Origin of the sequence: Streptomyces guryensis (assembly GCF_021261325.1) — a bacterium.
In the GTDB taxonomy this organism is placed as follows: Bacteria; Actinomycetota; Actinomycetes; order Streptomycetales; family Streptomycetaceae; genus Streptomyces; species Streptomyces guryensis.
This window is the reverse complement of sequence record NZ_JAJSBI010000016.1, coordinates 64,425-89,247: the sequence shown is the minus strand read 5'-3', so window position 1 is coordinate 89,247 and position 24,823 is coordinate 64,425. Positions and strand designations below refer to the sequence as shown.

Sequence of the window (24,823 nt, the reverse complement as noted above, 5' to 3'; positions counted from 1 at the left end):
CCGGAGGCACCGGACACGCCCGACACACCCGGCGCACCGCGGAAACCGGGTGCACGCGGCGCCCTCGTGCCGGATCATGGGCGCCATGTCTGCGAACCCACACGACGCTCTGCCGATCCGGCTCAACGTCGACGACAGCGACTCGCCGTCCGACGTCGTCGACGCGCTGTTCCTCGGCCGCTTCGCGACGGGCGAGCAGCCGTACTCGCATGCGGCGAACATCGACCGCGTCCGGTCGGGGGCGACCCTCCTGCCGCCGGACGCCCGTGTGCTGCGCATGGCCCGCGACGACGACCGCAGCGCGACACTGGCGGAGGGCGAGGGCTGGACCCTGCTGATCTCCCGCTGGAACCGGGGCGCCGACGTCACGGTGACGGCGACCAGCGCCGAGCTGGCGCAGAAGGTCCTCGACCAGGCGACGGAGGGCGCGGCGGACGAGCCCGAACCCCAGCCGGAGAACGTGACGATGGGCTTCTGGTACGTCTCCCCGAGGCGCGGCCCGCACCGCACGACCCGGCAGATCTCCGCGGGCACCTGGGACGAGGTGCGGGAGAACTACACGGCGCCGGTGGCGGACGCGATGGACCGCGTGATGAAGACGACTCCGGAGGACATCGCGGGCCGCCTGCTCCTGCTGCACGGGCCGCCGGGCACCGGCAAGACCTCCGCGCTGCGCACGCTGGCCCGTTCCTGGCGGGACTGGTGCCAGGTGGACTGCGTGCTCGACCCCGAGCGCCTGTTCTCCGACGTCGGCTATCTGATGGACATCGCGATCGGTGAGGAGGACGGGACGGGCAAGGGCCGCTGGCGGCTGCTGCTCCTGGAGGACTGCGACGAACTGATCCGCGGCGAGGCGAAGCACACCGCGGGCCAGGCGCTGTCGCGGCTGCTCAACCTGACCGACGGCCTGCTCGGCCAGGGCCGCAACGTGCTGGTGGGGGTGACGACCAACGAGGACCTGGAGCGCCTGCACCCGGCCGTGGTCCGTCCGGGCCGCTGTCTGGCCCGCATCGAGGTGGGGTCGCTCACCCGCGCGGAGGCGGTGAAGTGGCTGGGCAGGGAGGCCCATGGCCGGGAGGATGCCGTGGGCCGCGAGGGCGCGACCCTGGCGGAGCTGTACGCGCTGCGCCGGGGCACCTCGCCGACGGCGCTGCCGGAGCCGCGGGACGGGGCGGACGCCGGTCTGTACCTCTAGGGGCCTCTGGGCGACCGGTGTTTTGATGGAGGTATGACCCTGTTCGTCGGAACGTCGGGATGGCAGTACAAGGACTGGCGGGAAGTGCTCTACCCGGCCGGGTGTCCGACGCGGCTGTGGCTGGAGGAGTACGCGGCCCGTTTCGCCACGGTGGAGATCAACAACGCGTTCTACCGGCTCCCGACCCGGGAGAACTTCGAGAACTGGCGGGACCGGGTGCCGCGGGACTTCGTGGTCACGGTGAAGGCGAGCCGCTATCTGACCCACATGCGGCGGCTACGGGATCCTCAGGAGCCGGTCGACCGTCTGATGAGCCACGCGGCGGGCCTCGGCGACCGCCTCGGCCCGGTGCTCCTGCAGCTCCCGCCGACGCTGAAGGCCGACGCGGGGCTGCTGGACGCGTGTCTGGCCTGCTTCCCGTCGTCGACCCGGGTCGCGGTCGAACCGCGCCATGACTCCTGGTGGACACGGGAGGTCCGGAAGGTCCTGGAGTCCCGGGGCGCGGCCCTGTGCTGGGCCGATGTCCAGGCCCACCCCACCACTGAGCTGTGGCGTACGACCGACTGGGGCTACGTCCGCTTCCACGAGGGCCGCGCCCGTCCGTGGCCGCGCTACGGCCGCCGCTCCCTGGAGACCTGGGTGGACCGGATCGCGACCACGTGGTCCGACGCCCGGGACGTGTACGCGTACTTCAACAACGACCCCGGCGGGGCGGCAGTGGAGGACGCGGTGACTTTCGGCCGGACGGCAACCAGGGCGGGGCTCACGGTGACACGCACACCGGAACTGACCGCACGACGCTGACCGGGACCTGTCCGGCGGACCGAAGCGGCTGCAGGGAACAGTGCCGGGCAGGTCCAGCGCCCCAAAAGGGGCGCGGGGAACTGCGCGACCAGCCACGACGGGCCCGCAGCCGATCGACGGAAATCGCAGCACCCACGGACCGCCCACCCTCGCAAGCCGCCCGCAGGACACCCCACGGGGATCGCAGCACCCACGGACCGCCCACCCTCGCAAGCCGCCCGCAGGCACCCCGCGGGGATCGCACACCCGAGGACTGCTCACCCCTCGTAAGCCGCCCGCAGGGCATCCCGCACCGCCGCCAGCGCGTCCGCCTCCGTGAGACCGAGCCGCCGGGCCCGCTCGACGTAAGCCTGAGCGGCCGACGCCAACTCCCGCTCCGCCGCCGAGCCCGCGGCAGCGACGAACGTGCCGTTGCGCCCCCGTGTCTCGATCACGCCGTCGCTCTCCAGCGCCCGGTACGCCTTGGCGACCGTGTTCGCCGCGAGCCCGAGCGACTCGGCCAGCCCCCGCACGGTCGGCAGCCGGTACCCCACCGGCAGCACCCCCGCGCGTGCCTGCTCGGAGATCTGCGCCCGCACCTGCTCGTACGGCGCGCCACTGTCGTCGATGTGGATCTTCAAGGTCACGCTGCCGATTCTCCCGCACCCACCGCAAAATAGGAGGCGCCCTCACACGTCCCCACGTAGCGTCCGCGCACATGACAGTTCTCGTTCGCGATCTCCGCCCCGACGACCCGGCCGACGTCGAGGGCTTCGCCCGGGTACGGCATCTCGCTCTCCCGTACATCCTGTGGACCCCGGAAGCCATCGTCCACCGCCTCGCCCACACCCACCCCGACGCCCGTTTCAGGTCTCTGGTCGCGGAGGAGGACGGCGAGGTCGTCGGCACGGCGCAGGTGCAACTGGCGCACGACAGCCCGGAGCCGGGCCAGGGGATGCTCAACATCTATGTGCGCCCGGACCGGACCCGCCGGGGCGCCGGCGACCTGCTGGTCCGCGCGGCGGAGAAACACCTGGCCGGACACGGCGCGACGAAGCTGTTCGCCTGGGTCCTGGACGAGCCCGCCAACCGGACCTTCGCGGAACGGCGCGGCTACCGCGCCAGCCGCTCCGCCCACTTCCTCCGCCTCGATCTGACCGGCGGGACGCTCCCGCCGCTCCAGTCCCCGCCGCCGGGCGTCGAGCTGCGCTCCGCCGCCGACTTCGCGGACGACCCGCGCCCGCTGTTCGAGCTGGACGCGATGACGGTGTCGGACGAACCGAGCGACGTCGACGCCGAGCTCACCGACTACGAGGTCTGGATCGAGGAGACCTGGAAGGCCCCGCTGCTCAACCGGGAGCTGACGACGGTCGCCCTCGTCGAGGGCCGCCCGGCCGCCTTCAGCCTGGCCTGGACGGACGCCGCCACCGGCCGCTACGCCACTGCCATGACCGGCACCGCCCGCGCCCACCGCCGCCGCGGCCTGGCCAAGCTCACCAAGAACGCCTCCCTGCACGGCGCCCGCGCCGCCGGATACACGGTGGCCCTCACGGGCAACGACTCCGGAAACGAGCCCATGCTCGCGATCAACAAGTGGTTCGGATACGAGATCTGCGCATCGGAGGTGCGGTATGTCCGCGAACTCGCCTGATCAGTCAAGGCAGTTGGACGTCGTCCTGGTCAAGGCGGGCCGGACGAAGATCCGTTACGGTGCGGAGCTGCTGGACGACGACGGCACGCGCGTCGTCGTCCGCGCCCCCTGGGCGGGCGCCGGCGTCCGCGACTTCGGCTTCGTCCGCTTCGAGAAGGGCGATGTCTTCACCGAGTACTACTGGCGCGACCGCTGGTACGCGGTGAAGGAGGTCCGCGACTCCGCGGGCACCCTGAAGGGCTGGTACTGCGACATCACCCGCCCCGCCGCCCTCTCCGGCACCGAACTGGTCGTCGAGGACCTCGACCTGGACCTGTGGCACTCCGCCGACGGCAGTGACGTACGCCGACTGGACGAGGACGAGTTCGCCGAGAGCGGCCTCCCGGAGAGGGACCCGGAGGCCGCGGCCGCCGCCGTCGCCGCCCTGGACGAGCTGGAGACGCTGGCCCGCGAGGGCGGCTTCGACGCACTGCTGGCCTGAGGACTCACACCAGCGCCACCACCGCGTATCTCTCGTCCGCCACCTCCTTCCCCCACAGCAGGGTGTCCTCCGACAGCCGCTCCACCCGCACCTCAAGGGCGAGCGGTGCGAGGAGGCCGTTGAGCACGTCGGCCGGTATGCCGACCGGCGTGATCGTCCCCCACACGCCCTCGACCAGCACGAGCCGGCCTCCGGGGCGCACCAGCTCCCGCCAGTGCCGCAGAACCCGGCCGGGGTCGGGCAGCGCCCACAGCAGGTGCCGTACGAGCACCACGTCGAAGCGCTGCTCCCCCACCGGCGGCACCGTCGCGTCACCGACGAGGAACGCCGCGTCACGTCCGGCCAGCTTGGCTCTCGCGAGGTCGACCATGACGGGGGAACTGTCCACTCCGGTCACGTGGTGTCCCTGCTCGGACGCGAGGAGCGACAGACTGCCGGTGCCGCAACCGAGGTCGAGGACGTCGCTCGCCCGTTCCGGGAGCCAGGAGCGGAGCCGCTCGGCCCAGGCGCGGCGCACCCGCGGGTCGCGCAGACCGTGATCCGGTTCGTCGTCGAAGGAGGCGGCCTCCGCGTCCCAGTCCACAGCCGCCCAGCTCAGCGCGTCATTGTCATTCGTCATGCGGCCAAGAGTGACACCCGCCACTGACAGTCGATTCGTGACAGCCACCACAGACAGACCCAGACCGATGAGTCACCCTCCCGGAAAGGGTCTACCTCCGTGAAAACGCGGAACCCGGTGGAACCTGAAGGAGGCAGCCATGCGCCGCACCACTGTGCAGAAGCCCCTGAGGAAGACGGACTCCCGCAAGGTCCGCGAGGAGGCCGACGAGCGTCCCGCCGGGCGCCCGGAGGTCCGCAAGGACATCGCACGAACGTGGTGGCCGGACGGCTGACAGCAGTCGGTCCAGCCAAATACCGGTCGGTCAGTCCAGCCGCTTGCGGTAATGGATGCGGTCGTAGGGGCCGTTCACCCGCCGCTCCACGACCTCATAGCCGAACTTCGGATAGATCTTCTGGTTCTCCCACATCATGGCGTTGGTGTGGAGCCTGACCTCGGGCAGACCGAGCGCACGCGCGCGTGCGTCCACGAACCGCAGCAGCCGCCGCCCGACGCCCCTGCCGTGCGCGTCGGGGTGGACGGCGATGTTGTCGAGGTACAGATGGTCCGGGTGCTCCTCGATCACGATCAGGCCGATCACGGGGTCACCCGTCACGAACACTCTGCCCGCGGCCACGTTCGCCGCGTGGTCCGCCTCCATGGGCTGCGGCACCACTCCGATGCGCTCGATGTAGTGGTGGTAGGCGGCGTCGGTGAGGGCCTTCACGGCCGGTACGTCGGCGGCGACGGCCGCCCGGATCTCCTTGTCGGTCATGCCGCGCACGGTATTACCTGATCCCAGGCTGAGCACTCCCTTAACGCCACCATAAGGATCTCCGTCACCCGCCTCCAGCAGGCGATTTCACGGTGTCTTGGGGCTAGCTTCTGATCGCCCCCACGGGTTTCCAGCCGCGATCCCGGTGACCGTTCCGAGGAGTTCCCCATGCCCGCACGCCGCAAGGCCGTCGTCGCCGTCCTCGGCGCGACCCCGCTCGCGCTGACCGCACTCGCCGCCGCCCCGGCGGCCGCGCACGGCACGATGGGCGACCCGGTCAGCCGGGTCTCGCAGTGCTACGCGGAGGGCCCGGAGAGCCCGAAGTCGGCCGCGTGCAGGGCGGCGGTCGCGGCCGGCGGCACCCAGGCGCTCTACGACTGGAACGGCATCCGCATCGGCGACGCGAACGGGCAGCACCGGACGCTGATCCCGGACGGCAAGCTGTGCAGCGCGAACAACGAGGAGTTCAAGGGGCTCGACCTGCCCCGCGCCGACTGGCCGGCGACGAGAGTGAGCGCCGGCTCGTACACCTTCAAGTACCGCGTGACAGCACCGCACAAGGGCACCTTCAAGGTGTACGTCACCAGGGCCGGCTACGACCCGGCGCACTCGCCGGCCTGGTCCGACCTGGACCTCGACCACCCGGTGGCGACGGCCACCGACCCGATCGCCTCGGGCGGCTTCTACACCTTCTCCGGCACCCTCCCCGAGCGCTCCGGCAAGCAGCTCCTGTACGCGATCTGGCAACGCTCGGACAGCCCGGAGGCGTTCTACTCCTGCTCGGACGTCACCTTCGGCGGGCGCAGCGGCAGTGGCGGTACGACGAGCGGCTCGTCCCCGGCACCGAGTGCCTCCGCCCCCTCCGACGAGCAGATCGAGGCGGGTGCCGACAAGTCGACGGTCGAGCACCACGGTCACGGTGACGCGAGCACCTCGGCGGATCCGACGACCGCCGCTGTCGCGGCCAACGAGCCAGAGGCGGCCGGGACCTCGGAGAACCTGGCCGAGACGGGCGCCGACGACAGCGCCCCGTACCTCGCCATCGGCGGTGCGGCGGCCCTGGCCCTCGGTGCGGCAGCCCTGTTCGCCTCGGTCCGCCGCCGCGCGACCGGCGACGGCGGACGGCACGGCCGCTGACCGGCCCGAGAGCGCGGGGCCTGTCCGGCGGCTCAGGTCGGACAGGCCCCGAGAGGTGCGTCAGCTCAGTGCCGACGCACAGGTGGTGGCGGTGGCGTGCGCCGGGTCGAGGGCGCCCGCCACCTCGTGGAAGGCGATCCGGTCGGTCAGCCCGATCAGGGCGTGCTCGGAGAGGTCGAGTGAGCACAGGTTCTGCAGCAGCACGTTGTGCACGTCGGAACCGCTCAGGAACTGACTGCTGTACGGCGTGACCACCTCGTCGTACTTGGTGGCGATGACGGTGTAGTGGACGCCGGGAACGGTGTCCCCGCCCGCGTTGAGCTTGGTGAGGAAGGCGGATCCGACGATCTGGTCGGCGAGCCCGGGCGTCGAGGCGGAGATCAGGTCCGCGGCGCCGGGGAAGTACGGCAGCAGCTTGGTGAACCCGTCGAGGTCGGTGCCGTGGTTGTCGGGCGCGATGCCGACGAGGGCGTTCACCTTGGCGGCTCCGCCGAGGAACTTGAGGTAGTAGCGGGGCATCATGCCGCCCTGCGAGTGGCCGACGAGGTCGACCTTGGCGGCACCGGTCGCCGTGAGCACCTTGTCGACGTAGGCGGACAGCTGCTCTGCCGACTTGTCGATGGGGCCGAGGCCGTAGAAGACGGGGACGCCCGACAGTTGGCCGTAGTCGAAGGAGAAGACGCAGTAGCCGCGATCCTCCAGATACGGCGCGAGGGCCAGCCAGTTGTCGACGGAGTTGGCGAGGGTGCCGTGGACCAGGACGACGGGGCGGGGGTGAGCGGCGGACGGCTTGCAGGAGTAGTCGTTCCAACCGCTCGACGAGGTCGCGGTCGCGTCGGCGGCGTGGGCGGCGGTGACGGGGACGGTGGCGACCGCGGCGGTCAGCAGCAGCGCGGTCAGGGGTCTGAGCACTCGTTTCCAGGGCAGCATCGTGTGATCTCCTTGCGGCTCAAGGGAGTTGCGATGGTCTTACGCCCTGTGATCCGGATCACGAAGGATGCTGTTCACTCGTCAAGTTACGGGCGAGTAGCGCAAGTGTGAAGTTACGCGTCAGTAAAAACTTCCAGTGGTAACTGACTCACCAGTAGCCGGCGCTGAGTCATCACCAGGCGGGCCTGATGGGCCCATAGGGAGCAATGCGACCCAACTGTTCGCGCAGCGCCTGCACTTCACCCTCACCGAGCACATCGCTCCACCCCCGCACCACCTCCGCGGCCGCCTCCTCCGCGGCCCTCGTGCAGGCCCACCCTCGCTCGGTCAGCACGATCAGCCTGGCGCGCGCGTCCAGGGGATGCACACGCCGCTCGGCATAGCCCTTCCGCACGATCTCGTCGACGAGCTGACTGGCCGCCTGTTTGGTGACCCCGAGATGGGCGGCCAGGTCGGTGACGGTCGCCCCGTCGGGGGCGAGCCGCGCGAAGGCGAAGCCATGGGCGGGCCGGAGCCCTTCGAAGCCGCGCGCAACGACGCCCTCGTTGATGCGTTGCGTGAGCCCGCCCGCGACGGCGAGCAGGGCGGCGGACAGGGCCATGGCCTCGGAGTTCTGCACGAAGGCATTGAAACACCCTTGACGAATTGGTCAAGCAGCTTGACTATGGGCCGGGATGGTCAAGCTACTTGACCATCTCTCGACCTGTCTCAACCTGGAGGACACCCATGCCCGTCGTCCGCACGTCCCAAGCCGTCACCCACGAGATCCACGGCGCCCGCTTCGTCTCGTACGCCACCCCGCTCGCCGGAAGCAAGGAACTCTGCGCCTGGCGCGGCGAGATCCCCGCCGGGACCAGGGCGCCGGTCCACACCGTCAGCCGCGAGGAGATCTTCCATCTCCTCATCGGTGAACTGCTCATCACCCTCGACGGCCGCACCGACCGCATCACGGCGGGCGACACGGTCATCGTCAACCCCGGCGCGACCCTCGGCGTCGAGAACCCCACCGATCAGACGGCCATCTCCTGGGTCACCACGTCCATCGGCCTGGAGGCGGTACTGGAGGACGGCAGCCGGATCACGCCCCCGTGGGCCAACTGATCCACTGGCAGGACGAGTTACGCCGCCAGTGCCCCCGGCCGCACCGCTCCCGGTCCGAACTTCGCCCGGACCCGGTCCGCGACCTCCTCGATGCGGCGGGCCTTCTCGTCCACCGGGTCGAAGGTGAGCTGGTAGGAGGCCTGTTCGGCGGGGCCGAGGGACTCGGCGCGGAGGGTGAGGGCGCGGACGCGGGCGCGCTGGAGGCCCAGGGACTCGTACATGTCGTACGCCGTCCTGGTCAGGGCGGCCGAGTGGGCGGTGGGTTCCTTGAGGGTGCGGGTGCGGGTCGTCGCGGTGCGGTCGGCGTAGCGCGCCGTGAGGGTGAGCGTGCCGCAGACCTTGTCCAGGGCGCGCAGCCGGGCGCCCAGTTCCTCGGCGGCGGAGAGCAGCGCGCGGCGGTGCCGGTCCGGGGACAACTCGTCGCGGGTGAAGGGCCGTTCGGCGGCGAGGGAGCGGGAGACGGCGTTCGGGACGACCCGGCCGCGGTCGACGCCGTTCGCCTTCTCGTGCAGTTCGCGGGCCGCCCTCGCACCGATCAGGCGCTGGAGCGTGGAGAGGGGGGCGGCGGCGACCCGGCCGAGCGTGTCCAGGCCGTACTCGCCCAGGGTGCGGGCGGTGGCCGTGCCGACGCCGGGGAGCGCGGTGACCGGGCGGTCCGCGAGGAACTCCGCGATGCCGTCCGGATCGCCGGGGACCTCGCACGTCAGCCCGGGCCCGGCCGAACCCAGCGCCACTCGGGCCAGCATCGGACCGGGCCCGGCGCCGATCACGCAGTCGACGCCGTACAGGGCGAGGGCGCGCACCCGGATCACCGCCGCCAGCTCGACCGCGCCGCGCCCGAAGTACCGCTCGGCGCCCCGCAGATCGGCCAGCGCCGCGTCCGGCGGCAGCGCCTCCACAACCGGGGTGAACTCCTCCAGCAGCCCGAGCAGCCCCGGCAGCGCGGCCTCGGACGCCAAAGGCAGCTGGAAACGTACGCATACGATGGTCATCCCGCGCTCCCCGGGCTCTGGTGCCACAACTTCCGTACCTGCGCGGGCTCTTGACCCGCCGGTCGCAGATCGGCCCACGGGTTCATCTCGTATCCGGTGGGCAGGTGGATTCGCCTGCCGTGGGCCGAATCCCCGCCACCCTCCGGCAGCGGCTGCGCCAGCCGCTTCGCCACCTCGTCGAGGCCGCCATCGGCGCGCAGTTCGACCAGTTCGGCGAGGTTCCAGGCGGCGGCGCCCACCACGCTGAGGCTGCGCGGACCGCGCCGCTGCACCACTCCGCGCACCAGCAGCAGCCAGGAGTGGAAGACGGTGTGGGCGCAGGCATCGTGGGAGTCGTCGAAGAAGGCGAGGTCGACCAGGCCCGTGCCGTCGTCCAGGGTGGAGAAGATGACACGCTTGCCGGAGCGGATCGGCGGGGTCTGCGTCGCCGCCTTGGCGCCCGCCACCAGGACCGTCTCGCCGTGCCTCGCCTCTCGCAGCCGACGTGCGGAGACCACGCCCAACTCGTCGAGGAAGGCCCGGTGGTCGTCCATCAGGTTGCGCGAGGCGTCCATCGACAGCACCCCCAGCTCGGCGCTGAGTTTCTCCGCCTCCGACAGGTCCGGCAGCCCGGCCGGTGCCGTCTTCCGCCCACCCGCCAGCGGGAGTTGGCCCCCGCCCGCGCCCCGCGCAGCCCGGTGCAGCTCGGTCAAGTGCAGTTGCAGATCACGGCGGTTGGCGCCGAAGGAGTCCAACGCGCCTACCTGGGCAAGACGTTGGGCGAGCGGGCGGCTCGGGCGCGCCCGCTCCCAGAAATCGAGCAGCGAGGCGTACGGCTGCCCCTCCGCGATCCGCGCCGCCTCGACTTCGCTGATGCCGTACACGTCGGAGAGGGCCAGCCGCAGCCCCCACACGCCCTTGGACCCCTTGGGTCCATCGGGTCCATCGGGTCCATCGGGTCCATCGGGTCCATCGGGTCCATCGGGTCCATCGGGTCCATTAGATTCAGACACCAGTTCGATACGGTGGCCGACCGCCGACCGGTTCACGTCCAACGGCAGCACCGGCACCCCGCGCCGCCGCGCGTCCGCCAGCAACAGCCGCTTCGGATACATCCCGGGGTCGTGCGTGAGCAGCCCGGCGTAGAAGGCGGCCGGGTGGTGCGCCTTCAGCCACGCCGACTGGTACGTGGGCACGGCGAAGGCGACCGCGTGCGCCTTGCAGAAGCCGTAACTGCCGAAGGCCTCGACGATCTCCCAGGTCCGCCGAATCGTTTCCGCGTCATAGCCGTTGGCCGCCGCGTGCTGTGCGAACCACACCTTGATCCGCCCCTGCGACTCCGGGTCCGACAGCCCGCGCCGCACCCGGTCCGCCTCGCCGCGTCCGCAGCCGGTCATGATCGCGACGATGTCGATGATCTGCTCGTGGAAGACGACGACCCCGTACGTCCCCTTCAGCGGTTCCTCCAGGTCCGGGTGCGGATAGCGGATCGGCGCCCGGCCGTGCCGCGCCTCGATGAACGGCCGCACCATGTCGGCGGCGACCGGGCCGGGGCGGAAGAGGGAGATGTCGACGACGAGGTCGTGGAAGGTGGCCGGCTGCAGGCGCCCCACCAGGTCCCGCTGGCCCGGCGACTCGATCTGGAAGCAGCCCAACGTCTCGGTGGAACGGATGAGCCGGTACGTCGCCGGGTCGCCGCCCTCGACCGAGTCCAGGTCGATCCGCTCCCCCGTGGCCCGCTCCACCTCGGCGACCGCGTGGGCCATCGCCGACTGCATCCGCACCCCGAGCACGTCGAGTTTGAGCAGTCCGAGGTCCTCGACGTCGTCCTTGTCGAACTGCGACATGGGGAAGCCCTCGCCACTGGTCGGCATGACCGGCGTACGGCTCAACAGGGACGCGTCGGAGAGCAGGACCCCGCAGGGGTGCATGGCGACTCCGCGCGGGAGGGCGTCGAGTGCTTCGACCAGTTCCCAGAGCTGTCCGTATCTCGCCCCTTCCCGCTGAAGCTCCCTGAGTTCGGGCAGTTCCTCCAGTGCCGCGCGGGCGTCGCGGGCCCGGATGTGCGGGAAGGACTTGGCGATGCGGTCGATGTCGGCCGGGTCCATGGACAGGGCCGCGCCGACGTCACGGATCGCGTGGCGGACGCGGTACGTCTCCGGCATCGCGACCGTCGCGACCCGCTCCTCGCCGAACCGGCCGATGATCGCGCGGTAGACCTCCAGCCGTCGTGCGGACTCCACGTCGATGTCGATGTCGGGGAGCACGACCCGCTCCTTGGACAGGAAGCGCTCCATCAGCAGTCCGTGCTCGACCGGGTCGGCGTTCGCGATGCCGAGGAGGTGGTTGACCAGGGAACCCGCGCCGGAGCCGCGGGCGGCGACCCGGATGCCCATGTCCCGTACGTCGTCCACCACTTGGGCGACCGTCAGGAAGTAGGAGGCGAAGCCGTGGTGGGCGATGATGTCCAGCTCCTGGTGCATCCGCTCCCAGTAGGCACGCCTGCCGGAGTAGCCGTGCAGCACCATCCCGGCCACCGCCCGCGAGGCCAGTGCCCGCTGGGCGGTGCGGCGGCCGGCGCCGACGAGGTGCGGCTCGGGGAAGTGGACGGCGCCCATGCCGAGGTCGTCCTCGGGGTCGACCAGGCACTCGGCGGCCGTCGCCTGCGTCTGCTCCAGCAGGCGGTGGGCGGTGTCGCGCCGGTAGCCCGCGGCCTCGACGATCCGCTCGGCGGCATGCAGCATGTCGCCCGCGCCCTTGAGCCAGGCCTCGCCCGAGTCCAGCTCCTTCGCCGGGTCGACGGGGACCAGGCGGCGGGCCGCGTCCAGGACGTCGGCGACCGGGCCGAGGCCGGGGTCGGCGTAGCGGACGGCGTTGCTGAGCACCGGGCGGATGCGCTGTTCGGCGGCGAAGCCCACGGTGCGGGCGGCCAGGCGCAGGGAGCCGGGGCCGGTGCCCTGGCGGCCGTACCAGACCGCTTCGAGGCGCAGGGCGTCGCCGTGGATCTCGCGCCAGGGGGCGAGCAGCCTGGCCGCGCGGTCGGGGCGGCCGGCGGCGAGGGCACGGCCGACGTCGGAGGCGGGGCCGAGCAGGACGGTCAGGCCGTCGGCCCGGTTCTCGGTCCAGGGCAGCAGGGGCGGGCCCTCGGCGGAGTGCGCCGCGGTGACCAGGCGGCACAGGTCCGCCCAGCCGCGGGCGCCGTCCCGGGCGAGGAAGGTGACCCGGGGGGTCGACTCGTCGATGAAGGCACCGCCGCGTACGGGGGTGCGGCGCCGTTCCCGTCGTACGGGATCGTCCTCCCGCAGCCGGGCGGGCTGCTCCACCGCCAGTTCCGCGCCGAACAGCGGGCGGACGCCCGCCTTGGCGCAGGCCTTGGCGAAGCGGACCGTGCCGGCGAGGGTGTCGCGGTCGGTGAGGGCGAGGGCGTCCATGCCCCGCTCGGAGGCGCGCTCCGCCAGCCGCTCCGGGTGCGAGGCGCCGTAGCGCAGGGAGAACCCGGAGGCGGTGTGCAGATGTGTGAAGCCAGGCATCCGCACCTCCCGCTGTCTGAGCCGTCCCCGCTATCGAACATCTGTTCCCGACTGCCTCACCCCCACCATAGACCAAAAACCGAACGAGTGTGCGACAACCGTTCGGCCCTCCCCCACCTGCGGAAACGTCCGCCGCCCCGGACCGTGAGGACATGGCACAGAGGAGCTTTCTCGCCGAGGTGAAGGACGCGGTCACCCCGCGTGCCACACTGCTGGTCGTCGGCGTGATCGCCCTCCAGCTGCTGTTCATCGCCTCCTATGTCGGCGCGCTGCATGATCCGAAGCCCACGGACGTGCCCTTCGGAGTCGTCGCGCCCAAGGCGGCGGCCGAGCAGGCGGTGGCCCGGCTGGACAAGCTGCACGGCTCGCCCTTCGACCCACGGGTGGTGGCGGACGAAGCGACGGCGCGCGCACAGATCCTGAACCGGGACATCGACGGCGCACTGCTGATCAACCCGGCCCGCACCACCGACACGCTCCTGGTCGCCAGCGGCGGCGGCACCGTTCTCGCCAACACCCTCCAGCAGTACCTCACCCTCCTGGAGGCCTCTCAGCAGCGCACCGTCCGGACGGTGGACGTGGCCCCGGCCTCGTCCCAGGACTTCGACGGGCTGTCCTCCTTCTACGTGGTCGTGGGCTGGTGCGTCGGCGGCTATCTGTGCGCCTCGATCCTGGCGATCAGCACGGGCGCCCGGCCCGCCAACCCGCGCCGCGCGGGGATCCGGCTGGTCGTGATGGCGCTGGTGTCGATCGTCGGCGGGCTCGGCGGAGCGGTGATCGTGGGCCCGATCCTGGGCGCCCTGCCGGGGAGCGTGATGGCCCTGTGGGGGCTGGGCGCGCTGATCACCTTCGCCGTCGGGGCGGCGACGCTCGCGCTCCAGGGGATCTTCGGGATCGTCGGCATCGGTCTGGCGATCCTGCTCGTGGTGATCGCGGGCAACCCGAGCGCGGGCGGCGCCTTCCCGCTGCCGATGCTGCCGCCGTTCTGGAAGGCGATCGGGCCGGCGCTGCCGCCGGGTGCCGGGACCTGGGTGGCGCGGTCGATCGCGTACTTCGACGGCAACGACACGACCGACGCCCTGCTGGTGCTGTCGGCCTGGGCGGCGGCCGGGATCGCGATCACGCTGGTGGCGGCGGTGCTGCGCGAGAGGCGCGCGGGCGAGCCGTCGGCGGCTCATGCTCAGTAGCACCCCGTACGCGAAAGTCCCGCCCCTCGCGCGCGGGGCGGGACTTCACGCGACTTCGAGCAACTCGGCGCTACGAGCCGGTGTGCCGGTCAGCCGATCTGGGCACCCTCCGCCGACAGCGCCTCGGTGACCGGCTGGAAGAAGGTCTCGCCGCCGGAGGTGCAGTCGCCGCTGCCGCCGGAGGTGAGGCCGATCGCCGACTCGCCGTCGAAGAGCGAGCCGCCGCTGTCGCCGGGCTCGGCGCAGACGTCGGTCTGGATGAGACCGCTGACCGAGCCCTCGGAGTAGTTCACGGTGGCGTTCAGACCGGTGACCGTGCCGGTGTGCACCTGGGTGGTGGAGCCGCTGCGGGTCACCTTCTCGCCGACCGTGGCCTCGGCCGCCTTGGTGATCTTCTGGGTGGAGCCGTTGTAGAGGTCGACCTCGCTCGGGTGGTCCACGCCGGCGGTGTACTTGACCAGGCCGAAGTCATTGCCCGGGAACTGGGAGTCGGCGTTCTGGCCGACCTGGTTGCCGCTGGAGTCCGACCAGGTCTTGATGGCGTCGGTGCAGTGCCCGGCGGTGAGGAAGTACGCCTCGCCGCCCTTGGTCACGTTGAAGCCGAGCGAGCAGCGCCCGCCCGAGCCGGAGATGGCGTCGCCGCCCGCGATGAAGGGCTTGAACTCCCCCTTCGAGCGCTTGAGTTCGGCCTTGGCACCGAGCCCGTCGACGACCTTGGAGAGCTTGGCCCACTGGGCCTTGGAAACGGTCTTGTCGGCGGTGACGACGACCTTGTTGCTGACGGGGTCCGTCGCCCAGGACGTGCCCGGGATGGTGGCGTCCTTCGTCAGCGTCGTACGGGCGCCGTCGAGTTCGGCGAGGGAGTTCTCGACGACTCTGGCCTTGGCGCCGGCCGCCTCGACGGTCTTGGCCGCGGCCTGGTCGAGGACGTTCACGACGAGGCTCTTGGCCTTCGCGTCGTAATACGTTCCCGCCGCGTCGGTACCGAGGTTCCTGCCGAGGGCCGAGGCGAGCTTTCCGGCCGCCGCGGCCGACAGGGTCTCGGGCGCGGAGGTCTTCGAGGGCTCGCTGGCGTTCGCAGTCTGGAAGGTGACTCCCGCGGCTACCAGTGCGGCTATACCCGCACCTACCACGGCTGCACGCCGCCTGGGTATGCGTCGGTGCTTCAACTCACGTCCTCCTGTGGGGGGTCGGTCCGGGAGGTTGTGGGGACCTCGCGAACCGGAAGGCGTTGAACAGCGACTACTATCCCGAGGCCGACAGGGAGCACACAAGGGCGTCTTCAGGACGCGCGTAGAACGCGGTCTGCACGCCCCCGCATTTTTTGACAGTCCACGGTCACCCCGCGTCTTCGCTCTGCAAACACCACGAGCACGTGACCCGTACGCGGTGTGTGAGGTCTAGTCCTGTCTGGAATTCGACCCCTCGGGAGCGGAATCCAAGCGCGGCACGGGAGGCGGCAGTTGCTCCTGCACCGGTTGCGGCCGCGCCTCCACGGGCTGCTGCTGCGCCTGCACCGGCTGTTGCGGGACCGGCTGAGGCGCCCCGGCCGGCTGCTGTGCCCTCTCCAGGAACCTCAGCAACTCCACCGGGAACGGCAGGACGAGCGTGGAGTTCTTCTCGGCGGCGACGGCCGTCACCGTCTGCAGCAGCCGCAGTTGCAGCGCGGCCGGGGTGTCCGCCATCTGCTGCGCGGCCTCGGCGAGTTTCTTCGACGCCTGGAGTTCGGCGTCGGCGTTGATGACCCGGGCCCGGCGTTCCCGGTCGGCCTCGGCCTGCCGGGCCATCGAGCGCTTCATGGTCTCGGGCAGGGACACGTCCTTGATCTCGACGCGGTCGATGGTGACGCCCCACTCCACGGCCGGGCTGTCGATCATCAACTCCAGCCCCTGGTTGAGTTTTTCCCGACTGGACAGCAAGTCGTCCAGTTCGCTCTTGCCGATGATGGACCTGAGCGAGGTCTGCGCCATCTGCGCGACGGCGAACCTGTAGTCCTCGACCCGGACTATCGCCTCGGACGGCCCGGTCACCTTGAAGTAGACGACGGCGTCCACCCGTACCGTGACGTTGTCCCGGGTGATGCCCTCCTGCGCGGGCACCGGCATCGTCACGACCTGCATGTTGACCTTCTGGAGCCGGTCCACGAACGGCACGATCATCGTGAACCCCGGCCCGCGCACCTCGTCGCGGAGCCTGCCGAGCCGGAACACCACACCGCGTTCGTACTGCTTGACGACCCGCGCGGCCGCCATCACGTACACCACAGCGGCGGACGCGAGGGTCGCTCCCGCCGCCACCAGCTCCTCGACCATGCCGGCCCCCAGGGGACTGAGCCCTATGTGTACTTCGAAGGTAACTCCGTCACCCGAACAAGAGGGAGCCCCCGCACGCCGGTTGCCTACGGGGGCCGCTCGGAGGAAATGTCAGCCGATGCTCACGCCGTAGTGACTGAGGGCCGCGGTGACCGGCTGGAAGAAGGTCGTACCACCGGAGGTGCAGTCGCCGCTGCCGCCGGAGGTCAGACCGTACGCCACGGTGCCGCCGTAGAGCGGACCGCCGCTGTCGCCGCCTTCGGCGCAGACCGTGGTCTGGATCAGGCCGTAGACGACGTCGCCGCTGCCGTAGTTGACGGTGGCGTTCAGGGCTGTGACCCGGCCGCTGTGCGTGCCGGTGGTGGAGCCACGGCGGTAGACCGTGGTGCCGACGCTCGGGGTGGCCGCGCTGGAGATGGTCTGGCTGCCGACCGTGCTCGGGTGCGAAACCGAGGAGTTGGTGTAGCGCACCAGCGCGTAGTCGCTGCCTGGGAAGGTGTAGCCGACGTTGGTACCCAGGGTCGTGCTGTGGCCCGAGTTGGAGTACCAAGTGGAGGCGACCTGACCGCAGTGGCCGGCGGTCAGGAAGTAGTAGGTGCTCCCGCTGTGCACGTTGAAGCCGAGGGAGCAGCGGTACTGGCCGCCGTAGATGGCGTCGCCGCCGCTGATCAGCGGCTTGAACCTGCCGGACGTGTGCTTGATGGTGAGGGCGCCGGCGTTGCTTCCGGCCTGCCGCTCGATCTTGGCGATCTCGGCCTTGGAGACCGTGCTGTCGACGGTGACGACGACACGGTGGTTCTTGCTGTCGACGGCCCAGGCGGTGCCCGGGACGTCGGCCTTGAGCACCGAGGCGTCGGCGCTCTTCAGTTGGGCCGTGCTGAAGGGGGTGGCGGTGGACGCGTTCGCGCTGGGGACCGCGATCGCGGCTGCGGCCACGAGACCGGTGGTGACGGCGATCAGCCGGCTCCGTCTCGCAATGCCGCTGCGGGGGGCGGTGCGCTTGATCCTCACGTTCGTTCCTCCCAAGGGGAAGTCGGGGGCCCGCGTGGGGTCGGGGCCCGTGAGGCGCAGCCAGGGCCGTGATCGTCCGGTTTCCGGACACGCCGTGCCCCTGACAAGCGCTTGCGGGGAGTATTCGGCCGAACGGCCGGTAGACGCAAGGGCGCCTTTCGGCCGTCAAGCCCTCAACGAACCGTCAGCCCCGCCATGCCGGGTCGGGCAACCCGAGATGTGACCGCAAAGTGGTGCCCTGGTATTCCGTGCGGAACGCGCCGCGCTCCTGCAGCAGCGGCACCACGCGGTCCACGAACTCGTCGAGGCCGACCGGGGTGATCAGCGGTTGGAGGATGAAGCCGTCGGCGGCGTCCTTCCGCACGAACTCGTCGAGTTCGGCTGCGACGGCCTCGGGAGTGCCGACGAAGGACTGCCGGCCGCCCGCCTCGATCGCGGTCTGCCGGATGGGCAGCCCCTTTTCCTTGGACGGGCGCGCCTCCCCCACCCTCGGACTCCGCTCGAGCGGGGGGACCCCCGTCTCGGCGATCGCGACGGTGTCGCCGCGCCGGGTCCGCCCCTGGGTGATCGCGGAGTCCGCCACCGGGACGGTCTCGGGCAGCGGGCCGTCGGGGTCGTACGCCGACGGGTCGGCACCCCAGACCTGTTCCAGGGCACGGATCGCGTTCTGCGGGGACACCTGCTGCCGCCGGATCTCGGCGGCCTTCTCCTGCGCCTCGGCGGCGGTGTCGCCGAGGACGACGGTGACGCCGGGCATGATCTTCAGTTCGTCCGGCGTACGGCCGTACTTCTCCAGGCGGCGCTTCACATCGGCGTAGAAGGAACGCCCCGCCTCCAGCGTGCCGTGCCGGGTGAAGACGATGTCCGCCGTGGCGGCGGCGAACTCCCGTCCCTCGTCGGAGTCCCCGGCCTGGATGACGACCGGGTGCCCCTGCGGTGAGCGGGGCACGGTGAACTCGCCCGCGATGTCGAAGTGCTGTCCGCGGTGTGCGAACGGCCGGGAGACGCCGTCGGGGGTCCAGGAGTCCCACAACTTCCTTGCCAGGCCCACGAATTCGGCGGCCCGGGTGTAGCGGTCCGCCCGGTCGAGGAAGTTGCCGCGGCGGAAGTTCTCGCCGGTGGAGGCGTCGCAGGAGGTCACCACGTTCCAGGCCGCGCGACCACCGCTGAGGTGATCCAAGGTGGCCAGTCGGCGGGCGAGTTCGTAGGGCTCGTTGAAGGTCGCGTTGACGGTGGCGGCGAGGCCGAGGTGTTCGGTGACTCCGGCCAGCGCGTTCAGCACGGTGAGCGACTCGGGCCGGCCCACCGCGTCCGGGTCGTGGATACGGCCCTGGTGTTCGCGCAGCCGCAGCCCCTCGGCGAGGAAGAAGAAGTCGAACAGACCGCGTTCGGCGGTGCGGGCGAGGTGTTCCAAGGACGAGAAGTCGATCTGCGACTTCGAGCGCGGATCGGCCCATACGGTGGTGTTGTCGACGCCGGGGAAGTACGCGGCCAGGTGGCAGTGCTTCTTGAACGGCCTCCGGCCGCGGGGTTCGCTTCGTACGGTCATGACGCTCCCCCTGTCACGGCGTACCGGTTGGCGGGCCTGGCAAGACCCAGGTGCTCCCTGAGGGTGCTGCCCGGGTAGAAGGTGCGGAACAGACCGCGGTGCTGGAGCAGCGCCACCGTGCCGTTGACGAGCCGCTCCAGGTCACGGCGCGGCTCGGTGGGCGTGAGGTGGAAGCCGTCGACGACACCGTCCGCGTGCCAGCCGGCGATCAGCTCGGCGAGGTCCACGGGGCCACCCCGGTACAGCGGGCCCTGCACGGTCTGCCGGGGGCCGCCTCCTCCGTGGCCCGGCTCGGCCGCGTGCTCGCCGCCGCCGAGGTCGACGAGGAGGCTCGCGAGGACGCGCAGCGTGTCGGGGTTGCGGCCGAACTCCGAGGCCAGTTGGCGGAGCTGGTCGCGGACGGCGGCGACCTGCGCGGGGCTCGCGGCCCGTACGAGGGCCACGTCGGCGTACCGGGCGGCGGTGCGCCGGGCATGCCCCTCGGTGGCGTCGACCACGCGGACGGGGTGGCCCTGCGGGGGCCGCGGCACGATCGAGGGACCCTTCACCGAGAAGCCGCCCCCGGCGAAGTCGACGTGGTGCAGTTTGTCCCGGCCGATGAAGCGGCCGGTCGTCAGGTCCCGTGTCTCGGCGTCGTCCTCCCGGCTGTCCCACAACCTGGCGGCCACGTCGGCGACTTCGCCTGCCTCGCGCCACAGCTCGTCGGCGGGTACGGCATGCCGGCGGCCGAAGAGGCGGGCCTCGCCCTCGGTGGTGGACACCTCGATCCGCCAGCCGGCCCGGCCGCGGCTGACCCAGTCGAGGGTGGCGACGGCGGCCTGGACGTGGAAGGGCTCGGTGTGCGTGGTCGTGACGGTGGGGACCAGGCCGATGCGGGCGGTGGCGGGGGCGACGCGGGACAGGACGGCGAGCGCGTCGGGGCCGGGGCGGGCGAAGGTGTCGTCCAGGGTGACGAAGTCCAGGCCGCCGCGCTCGGCGAGCCGCGCCAGCTCGACGTGGGAGCCCGCGTCGAACACCGCCGCCTGGTCCAGAGCGGCGGCCAGGTGCAACCGCCCCCGGCCGTTCGATGAGGTCATGTGGGGGGAACCTTTCAGAGAACCTTGGAGAGAAACGCCCGTGTCCGCGTGGTGCGCAGCAGCGTCGACCTGCCGGAGCCGGAGGGGCCGAGGACGACGGTGAACTCTCCGGTGCGCACTTCCAGGTCGATGCCCTTGAGGACTTCGAGCGCGCCGAAGCTCCTGTGGACGGATCTGATGTCGGCCATGACGCTCATCGCGGGGTTCCTCGCAGTCGGTTCGGGGATGTCATGCGGCCGCCTCGGAGGCGAGTGCGGCCAGGAACCGCAGTACGGCTCGCGCGGCCGCGTCGTTCTGCCGGAACGCGGGCCCGCCGGTGCGCGGCCGGGTGAAGGCTCCGGGCGTACGTCCGTCGGTGAACGGACCGAGTGCGAACCGCCGGGGATGCGGCCGCCCGGCCCGGTCGAGGACCCGTCCGTCGCCCGGCGCCACGCGCAACAGCCCTTGCGGCGTCTCGGCGGCCCCGTCGGCGCTCAGCTCCCGCAGGAGCGCGTCCAGCGCCCGCCCGACCGTCGGTTCCGGCAGTCGTGCCTCCACCAGCGCCCGCGCCTCGACGACGGCACCCGGCACGGTCGGGCTCGTCGCCCGGAACACCCCGTCCTCGGCGGTGACGGCCATGTCGGCGCCCACGAACCTCAGCACCCCGGCCCGGGACAGCGCGAGCAGCTGCCGCAGCCGGGGCCCGGGCGGACCGGAGGCCAGATAGCTGAAGAACCCGTGCCACCAGGGCCCGATGTCCCCGAGCCGGACGAGCTGCCCGTAGACGGAGAGCAGCCCGAGGAAGACCGCCAGGTCCGGGCTGTGTTCGGCATCATGACGTCGGCTCAGGTCATGCTCGACATAGGTGCGCAGCCCGTCCTGGAACTCCTCGGACGACCCGTAGTGCACTCCGTCCAGCGGATGGTCGAGGGCGGCGAGGTCCAGCCGGTCGGCCGGATCGGGCACGGCGGACGACACCAGCGCCTGGACCTCGGCCGCGTTCCCGGCGGCGTACTTCTCCTCGAAGTCGGCCCAGGCCATGCGCGTGCGCTCGGGATGCACGGTGAACAGCCGGTGGTAGTGGGCGAACCCCAGCTCCTTCTCCACCAGCGGCCACACGTCCCGCCGGAAGTCGAACCCGCCCGCCCGGCCGAGCAGTTCCCCGACCTCGGCCGGTCCGAAGAACCGCGGCAGCGGTGGCCGTTCACCACTCCAGTCGTAGCCGATCTTGGAGTGGTACGGCACTCCGCGCCGCGATCCGACGTACAGCACCGGCTCCTGTCCCGACGGCACATAGGTGTCGCCCTCGTACCGTCCGCCCCGCCCTTCCGTGAGCAGGACCATCAGGTCGACGAAGGCCAGGCCGAACCCGCGCACCAGGACGGGTTCGCCGGCCCCCAGCGAGGACAGGTCGCTGTCGGCGGTGAAGTCGGGCGGCAGATGAACGAGCCCGTGGATCCTGGCGTACTCCGCCAACTCGTCCTGCTGTTCGTCGAGTTCGGCGTCGAGGTGACCGAGCGCGAGCACGACCAGGTCGGCGAGCAGCGGACGCGGCCGCCCCTCCAGCCACACCTGCTGGCGCCCTTCGCGCGGCCCGCCGACCCGCAGGGCGCGCCGAGGATGATGGTGGACGGTGACCGACGGGGGAAGCGCCGCCACGGCCTCCTTGTGCACCCAGCGCAGATAGGCCCCCTGCAGCTGCCGGTCCGCAAAGGTACGACCGTCGATGCCGGCCCACTCGTGCAGCGTGGGCCCCTCCCGCACCGGGCCTTCCATGGCCACCGTCTCGTCGGTGAACATGGTGACGTCCTCGGCATGGGAGTTCATCCACAGCAGCGGCGACTGCGCGGCGCGCCAGATCCGTCCGGAGCCCGGCGGATGGGGGTCGACGAGATGGATGTCGAGGCCCGGACCGGCGTACAGCTCGGGCGCGTTGGCGGCGATCCGCTCGATGAGGCCGGTCCCCCGCGGACCGGCCCCGACGATCACCAGGGAGGGCCTCATCGCGCCCGCTCCGAACCGCGGGCGTAGTGCTTCTCCACGTGGTACTGGCCGACGCCGAGCACCGAGGTGACGACGGTGTACCAGAGGGTGGCCACCATCAGCAGCGGAATGACCTGGTACGTGCGGTGGTAGATCAGCTGCGCCGAGAAGAGCAGGTCGTTCACCGCGAAGACGCTGACGGTGGAGGTGCCCTTGAGGGTGCCGATCAGCATGTTCCCGGCGGGCGGCACGATGGAGCGCATCGCCTGCGGCAGCACGATCCGCCGCCGGCGCCGCCACCGGCCGAGCACCATCACGACCGCGGTCAGCCACAGGGTGAACCACAGTCCGCGCAGCACCGAGTCCGAGGTGAAGCAGTCGGCGACGACGTCCCACTGGAACGCCTGGTTGCGCAGTGCGGAGTTGAGTGCGAGCCCCAGGAACGCCAGAACGAGGACTGCGGCGGCCCACTGGCCGAACCGGCGCTGCGGAACGATGGGAAGGGCGTCCGCGCGCTCAGGTATGTCCGGCGCGGCGGGGATCTTGGCGAGGGTGTCGGAGGACATGGGAAGGCTCCGTGACGCGTAGGTCGAACACGGTGGATGCCTTCACACGGACGCGCCGGGCTGCGCACAGCGGCAGCGCGATACGGCCGAGCCCCTCAGCAGGGCCGTCCGTCGACTGTACGGGGCCGTTTCCCCTCACTGTCAAGGCTGTCCGGCATGTGAGCCGCGCGTCTCAGGTCAGTTGACGCGGAACCGGATGCCTGTTCCACTTGGCCCATGCATCCACAGCAGTGGCTGGTCACGCGCTCCCACATCGACTTCGGTCGAGTGTGGTCCTGTTCCTGTTGAGCCGACCCCACTGCGCGCCCTGACCGGGTGCCTTTCGCGTTCTCCCGCTTCTCCTTCACACGCGCACGCACCCCTCCCCTCGCGCCTTCTTCACTCCTCCCTGCTTCCAGGAGACCGCACACGATGCGCCCGCTCACGCGCACCCGCAGAAATCTCTTTGCACCTTTCACCCTGATCACGTCGGCCACTCTGCTGCTCACGGCATGCGGCTCGGGTGCGGACGAGACATCAACGACGGCCAGGATTTCGCCACCCGAAAGGACAGCGGGCTCTCCATGGTGACGGACCAGAAGTGGGGCACGACGGGCTCGGCGATCACGAAGTCCCAGATCTCGCCTCCGGAACTGAAAAACTGACGGCACGCGCCCCGCGCCCGAAGGGGCGCGGGGCTGTGTCGATTTACGGCTCCGCCAAGTGGGCGCGAGCAACCACGACCGCCCCGCACCCGCGAACGCACCATCGCAACCCACCGCTTGGGCGCAATCAGCAGTCGCACCCGCAGTCGCAGCAATCGCACCCATCACAGCAATTGCAGCAGTCGCAGCTGCAGTCACAGCAATCGCAACAGTCGCCGCAGTCGCCGCAGTCGGTGTCGTTGCAGAAGCCTTCCTTGCGCTCACGGCTCCACGGATCCTCGTACTCGCCGCAGCACATCTGGCACGTGCAGGCGAGGCCGGCCCACACCGCGCAACCCGCCAGCAGTCCGCGCCGGTCGCGTCGCGGCGGCGGGAACGGCCCGCCGGGACCGCCGGGCGGCGCGTACGGCCCCGACAGCGACGGCGCAGACCCGTGCGCCGTACCGAAGGCACGGTCGACGGAGGTGCGCAGTTCGTGCACGAGCAGCCGGTGGGCGAGCCTGCTGTCGGCGAACGCCACCTCACGCAGCGCGAGCCGTATCCCGTGCAGGGCGTCGTCGGCGAGCCGCCGGGCCTCGGCGAGCGGGGTCGCGGTCGCAGTGAGCGGGTTCCAGGCACCCGACGCGGCGTCAGCCTCTCTGTCCTCCACGGCGTCCAGGAGATGCGCGAGCCGTCCGAACAGCCGCCCGGCCTCGGCGAGCGGCTCGGCGTTGCCCGGCCGTCCGGCCAGGACGGCGGTGTGCGCGAAGGCCGCCGCGGTCGCCGTCTCGGTCGGTTCGGTGACCGTCAGCACCGGCGTCCCGGGCCCGGCGAGCGCCTCGACACCGATCTGCCGGTCCACGGCGTCCACTAGCACCGCGGTGTCGAACCCGACATCGGATCCGGTACGGGCCCCCGCCGCGCTCCAGCTCGAGGCCACCCGGCGCGCGGCGAGCGCCACCGGTTTCCGCGCCAGCAGCCCGTCCCCGTCGGCAACGTGGTCCCGCACCTTGGCCGCGGCGAGGACCAGCGACACGGCGGCCGCGAGCCGCGCTCCTTCTCCCTGCGCGACGGACGCGGTACGCATCCCGCGCAGCGGACAGGGCCCGGCCGTACGCCGCCGGCCGGCCGCCTGCTCGGCCTGAGCCTCCGTCAGAACCGATATGAGCAGCCCGTCGTAGTTGGTCACCACTCTCGCGAACTGCCCGTGATCCTTGCGCAACGCGAGACACAGTCCACACAAATGCGCAACCCATTGGGACTTGAGGCTCTCACCGAGCCGATGCCGGCAGGGCCTGACGATTCCGAACACGACGATCCCCCCGTGACGCGTGCGACTTCCGATGCCGCTGATACGGCGTTGAGCTGCCGCATCGTATCGACCG

23 protein-coding genes and 1 pseudogene are annotated in these 24,823 nt (G+C 71.2%); 8 read left to right on the top strand and 16 right to left on the bottom strand.

The window, feature by feature from the left end; translation table 11 throughout:
• Positions 1-85 precede the first annotated feature (85 nt).
• On the top strand, positions 86-1,195 hold the full coding sequence (locus LJ657_RS28670) for a DUF5925 domain-containing protein (protein WP_232651718.1): 1,110 nt from the start codon (positions 86-88) through the stop codon (positions 1,193-1,195).
• 33 nt (positions 1,196-1,228) lie between these two features.
• On the top strand, positions 1,229-1,999 hold the full coding sequence (locus LJ657_RS28665) for a DUF72 domain-containing protein (RefSeq protein WP_232651717.1): 771 nt from the start codon (positions 1,229-1,231) through the stop codon (positions 1,997-1,999).
• 257 nt (positions 2,000-2,256) lie between these two features.
• Here LJ657_RS28665 and LJ657_RS28660 read toward each other — a convergent pair whose 3' ends face one another.
• Positions 2,257-2,625: a GntR family transcriptional regulator gene (locus LJ657_RS28660; protein WP_232651716.1), complete on the bottom strand. Its 369-nt coding sequence runs from the start codon at positions 2,623-2,625 to the stop codon at positions 2,257-2,259.
• Between the two features lie 71 nt (positions 2,626-2,696).
• Between LJ657_RS28660 and LJ657_RS28655 the strand changes: the two genes are divergently transcribed.
• The gene (locus tag LJ657_RS28655) at positions 2,697-3,629 is read left to right on the top strand and encodes a GNAT family N-acetyltransferase (RefSeq protein ID WP_232651715.1); all 933 of its coding nucleotides are present in this window, start codon (positions 2,697-2,699) and stop codon (positions 3,627-3,629) included.
• Positions 3,610-4,110 carry a ribonuclease FAU-1 family protein gene (locus tag LJ657_RS28650; protein WP_232651714.1) on the top strand — a complete coding sequence of 167 codons (501 nt, stop codon included), beginning with the start codon at positions 3,610-3,612 and terminating at the stop codon, positions 4,108-4,110. The genes LJ657_RS28655 and LJ657_RS28650 overlap by 20 nt, the downstream gene beginning before the upstream one ends.
• A 4-nt stretch (positions 4,111-4,114) precedes the next feature.
• On the opposite strand, the gene LJ657_RS28645 is transcribed toward LJ657_RS28650, so the two are convergent.
• Positions 4,115-4,729 (bottom strand): class I SAM-dependent methyltransferase, encoded by a 615-nt coding sequence (locus tag LJ657_RS28645; protein ID WP_232651713.1) that lies wholly within the window; start codon positions 4,727-4,729, stop codon positions 4,115-4,117.
• Positions 4,730-4,868: 139 nt separating this feature from the next.
• Between LJ657_RS28645 and LJ657_RS48265 the strand changes: the two genes are divergently transcribed.
• On the top strand, positions 4,869-5,003 hold the full coding sequence (locus LJ657_RS48265) for a hypothetical protein (protein ID WP_123964172.1): 135 nt from the start codon (positions 4,869-4,871) through the stop codon (positions 5,001-5,003).
• Between the two features lie 30 nt (positions 5,004-5,033).
• Here LJ657_RS48265 and LJ657_RS28640 read toward each other — a convergent pair whose 3' ends face one another.
• Entirely contained in the window at positions 5,034-5,483 is a 450-nt protein-coding gene (locus tag LJ657_RS28640) for a GNAT family N-acetyltransferase (protein WP_232651712.1), read from the bottom strand.
• A gap of 168 nt (positions 5,484-5,651) precedes the next feature.
• On the opposite strand from LJ657_RS28640, the gene LJ657_RS28635 reads away from it, so the two are divergent.
• Complete coding sequence (locus tag LJ657_RS28635; protein ID WP_232651711.1) at positions 5,652-6,620, top strand: lytic polysaccharide monooxygenase auxiliary activity family 9 protein; 969 nt, start codon at positions 5,652-5,654, stop codon at positions 6,618-6,620.
• Positions 6,621-6,680: 60 nt separating this feature from the next.
• Here the strand turns inward: LJ657_RS28635 and LJ657_RS28630 are convergent, their stop codons facing one another.
• Entirely contained in the window at positions 6,681-7,550 is an 870-nt protein-coding gene (locus LJ657_RS28630; RefSeq protein ID WP_232651710.1) for an esterase/lipase family protein, read from the bottom strand.
• 172 nt (positions 7,551-7,722) lie between these two features.
• Positions 7,723-8,169: a MarR family winged helix-turn-helix transcriptional regulator gene (locus LJ657_RS28625; RefSeq protein WP_232651709.1), complete on the bottom strand. Its 447-nt coding sequence runs from the start codon at positions 8,167-8,169 to the stop codon at positions 7,723-7,725.
• Positions 8,170-8,276: 107 nt separating this feature from the next.
• Here LJ657_RS28625 and LJ657_RS28620 point away from each other — a divergent pair, with 107 nt between their 5' ends.
• Positions 8,277-8,651: a cupin domain-containing protein gene (locus LJ657_RS28620; protein ID WP_232651708.1), complete on the top strand. Its 375-nt coding sequence runs from the start codon at positions 8,277-8,279 to the stop codon at positions 8,649-8,651.
• Positions 8,652-8,668: 17 nt separating this feature from the next.
• Here the strand turns inward: LJ657_RS28620 and LJ657_RS28615 are convergent, their stop codons facing one another.
• The gene (locus LJ657_RS28615) at positions 8,669-9,643 is read right to left on the bottom strand and encodes a DNA polymerase Y family protein (protein WP_232651707.1); all 975 of its coding nucleotides are present in this window, start codon (positions 9,641-9,643) and stop codon (positions 8,669-8,671) included.
• A complete protein-coding gene (locus LJ657_RS28610) occupies positions 9,640-13,152 on the bottom strand; it encodes a DNA polymerase III subunit alpha (RefSeq protein WP_232651706.1) in 3,513 nt (1,170 codons plus the stop codon). The genes LJ657_RS28615 and LJ657_RS28610 overlap by 4 nt, the downstream gene beginning before the upstream one ends.
• A gap of 152 nt (positions 13,153-13,304) precedes the next feature.
• On the opposite strand from LJ657_RS28610, the gene LJ657_RS28605 reads away from it, so the two are divergent.
• Positions 13,305-14,339, top strand: a complete 1,035-nt coding sequence (locus tag LJ657_RS28605) for an ABC-2 transporter permease (RefSeq protein WP_232651705.1) — start codon at positions 13,305-13,307, stop codon at positions 14,337-14,339.
• 89 nt (positions 14,340-14,428) lie between these two features.
• On the opposite strand, the gene LJ657_RS28600 is transcribed toward LJ657_RS28605, so the two are convergent.
• From LJ657_RS28600 to LJ657_RS28560, 9 genes and pseudogenes are all read right to left on the bottom strand, one after another.
• Positions 14,429-15,508 carry a S1 family peptidase gene (locus tag LJ657_RS28600; protein ID WP_232651704.1) on the bottom strand — a complete coding sequence of 360 codons (1,080 nt, stop codon included), beginning with the start codon at positions 15,506-15,508 and terminating at the stop codon, positions 14,429-14,431.
• Positions 15,509-15,739: 231 nt separating this feature from the next.
• The gene (locus LJ657_RS28595) at positions 15,740-16,651 is read right to left on the bottom strand and encodes a slipin family protein (RefSeq protein WP_232651703.1); all 912 of its coding nucleotides are present in this window, start codon (positions 16,649-16,651) and stop codon (positions 15,740-15,742) included.
• A gap of 111 nt (positions 16,652-16,762) precedes the next feature.
• Positions 16,763-17,662 carry a S1 family peptidase gene (locus LJ657_RS28590; protein ID WP_232651702.1) on the bottom strand — a complete coding sequence of 300 codons (900 nt, stop codon included), beginning with the start codon at positions 17,660-17,662 and terminating at the stop codon, positions 16,763-16,765.
• Positions 17,663-17,846: 184 nt separating this feature from the next.
• Positions 17,847-19,211: an NtaA/DmoA family FMN-dependent monooxygenase gene (locus tag LJ657_RS28585; protein WP_232651701.1), complete on the bottom strand. Its 1,365-nt coding sequence runs from the start codon at positions 19,209-19,211 to the stop codon at positions 17,847-17,849.
• Positions 19,208-20,287, bottom strand: coding sequence for an LLM class flavin-dependent oxidoreductase (locus LJ657_RS28580; protein WP_232651700.1), 1,080 nt, complete (start codon positions 20,285-20,287; stop codon positions 19,208-19,210). Before LJ657_RS28580 ends, LJ657_RS28585 begins: the two co-directional genes overlap by 4 nt.
• A gap of 50 nt (positions 20,288-20,337) precedes the next feature.
• Positions 20,338-20,484, bottom strand: a pseudogene (locus LJ657_RS28575) (ATP-binding cassette domain-containing protein); the annotation flags it as partial.
• Between the two features lie 31 nt (positions 20,485-20,515).
• Positions 20,516-22,270, bottom strand: coding sequence for an FAD/NAD(P)-binding protein (locus LJ657_RS28570; protein WP_232651699.1), 1,755 nt, complete (start codon positions 22,268-22,270; stop codon positions 20,516-20,518).
• Positions 22,267-22,815 (bottom strand): ABC transporter permease subunit, encoded by a 549-nt coding sequence (locus LJ657_RS28565; RefSeq protein ID WP_232651698.1) that lies wholly within the window; start codon positions 22,813-22,815, stop codon positions 22,267-22,269. Before LJ657_RS28565 ends, LJ657_RS28570 begins: the two co-directional genes overlap by 4 nt.
• A 771-nt stretch (positions 22,816-23,586) precedes the next feature.
• Complete coding sequence (locus tag LJ657_RS28560; protein ID WP_232651697.1) at positions 23,587-24,750, bottom strand: DUF5685 family protein; 1,164 nt, start codon at positions 24,748-24,750, stop codon at positions 23,587-23,589.
• Positions 24,751-24,823 lie beyond the last annotated feature (73 nt).

Excerpts from the sequence above, each read along its gene's own strand:
- LJ657_RS28670 (WP_232651718.1), top strand. The coding sequence starts at position 86 with ATGTCTGCGAACCCACACGACGCTCTGCCGATCCGGCTCAACGTCGAC.
- LJ657_RS28665 (WP_232651717.1), top strand. The coding sequence starts at position 1,229 with ATGACCCTGTTCGTCGGAACGTCGGGATGGCAGTACAAGGACTGGCGG.
- LJ657_RS28655 (WP_232651715.1), top strand. The coding sequence starts at position 2,697 with ATGACAGTTCTCGTTCGCGATCTCCGCCCCGACGACCCGGCCGACGTC.
- LJ657_RS28650 (WP_232651714.1), top strand. The coding sequence starts at position 3,610 with ATGTCCGCGAACTCGCCTGATCAGTCAAGGCAGTTGGACGTCGTCCTG.
- LJ657_RS28645 (WP_232651713.1), bottom strand. The coding sequence starts at position 4,729 with ATGACGAATGACAATGACGCGCTGAGCTGGGCGGCTGTGGACTGGGAC.
- LJ657_RS48265 (WP_123964172.1), top strand. The coding sequence starts at position 4,869 with ATGCGCCGCACCACTGTGCAGAAGCCCCTGAGGAAGACGGACTCCCGC.
- LJ657_RS28640 (WP_232651712.1), bottom strand. The coding sequence starts at position 5,483 with ATGACCGACAAGGAGATCCGGGCGGCCGTCGCCGCCGACGTACCGGCC.
- LJ657_RS28635 (WP_232651711.1), top strand. The coding sequence starts at position 5,652 with ATGCCCGCACGCCGCAAGGCCGTCGTCGCCGTCCTCGGCGCGACCCCG.
- LJ657_RS28630 (WP_232651710.1), bottom strand. The coding sequence starts at position 7,550 with ATGCTGCCCTGGAAACGAGTGCTCAGACCCCTGACCGCGCTGCTGCTG.
- LJ657_RS28620 (WP_232651708.1), top strand. The coding sequence starts at position 8,277 with ATGCCCGTCGTCCGCACGTCCCAAGCCGTCACCCACGAGATCCACGGC.
- LJ657_RS28615 (WP_232651707.1), bottom strand. The coding sequence starts at position 9,643 with ATGACCATCGTATGCGTACGTTTCCAGCTGCCTTTGGCGTCCGAGGCC.
- LJ657_RS28610 (WP_232651706.1), bottom strand. The coding sequence starts at position 13,152 with ATGCCTGGCTTCACACATCTGCACACCGCCTCCGGGTTCTCCCTGCGC.
- LJ657_RS28605 (WP_232651705.1), top strand. The coding sequence starts at position 13,305 with ATGGCACAGAGGAGCTTTCTCGCCGAGGTGAAGGACGCGGTCACCCCG.
- LJ657_RS28595 (WP_232651703.1), bottom strand. The coding sequence starts at position 16,651 with ATGGTCGAGGAGCTGGTGGCGGCGGGAGCGACCCTCGCGTCCGCCGCT.
- LJ657_RS28585 (WP_232651701.1), bottom strand. The coding sequence starts at position 19,211 with ATGACCGTACGAAGCGAACCCCGCGGCCGGAGGCCGTTCAAGAAGCAC.
- LJ657_RS28580 (WP_232651700.1), bottom strand. The coding sequence starts at position 20,287 with ATGACCTCATCGAACGGCCGGGGGCGGTTGCACCTGGCCGCCGCTCTG.
- LJ657_RS28570 (WP_232651699.1), bottom strand. The coding sequence starts at position 22,270 with ATGAGGCCCTCCCTGGTGATCGTCGGGGCCGGTCCGCGGGGGACCGGC.
- LJ657_RS28565 (WP_232651698.1), bottom strand. The coding sequence starts at position 22,815 with ATGTCCTCCGACACCCTCGCCAAGATCCCCGCCGCGCCGGACATACCT.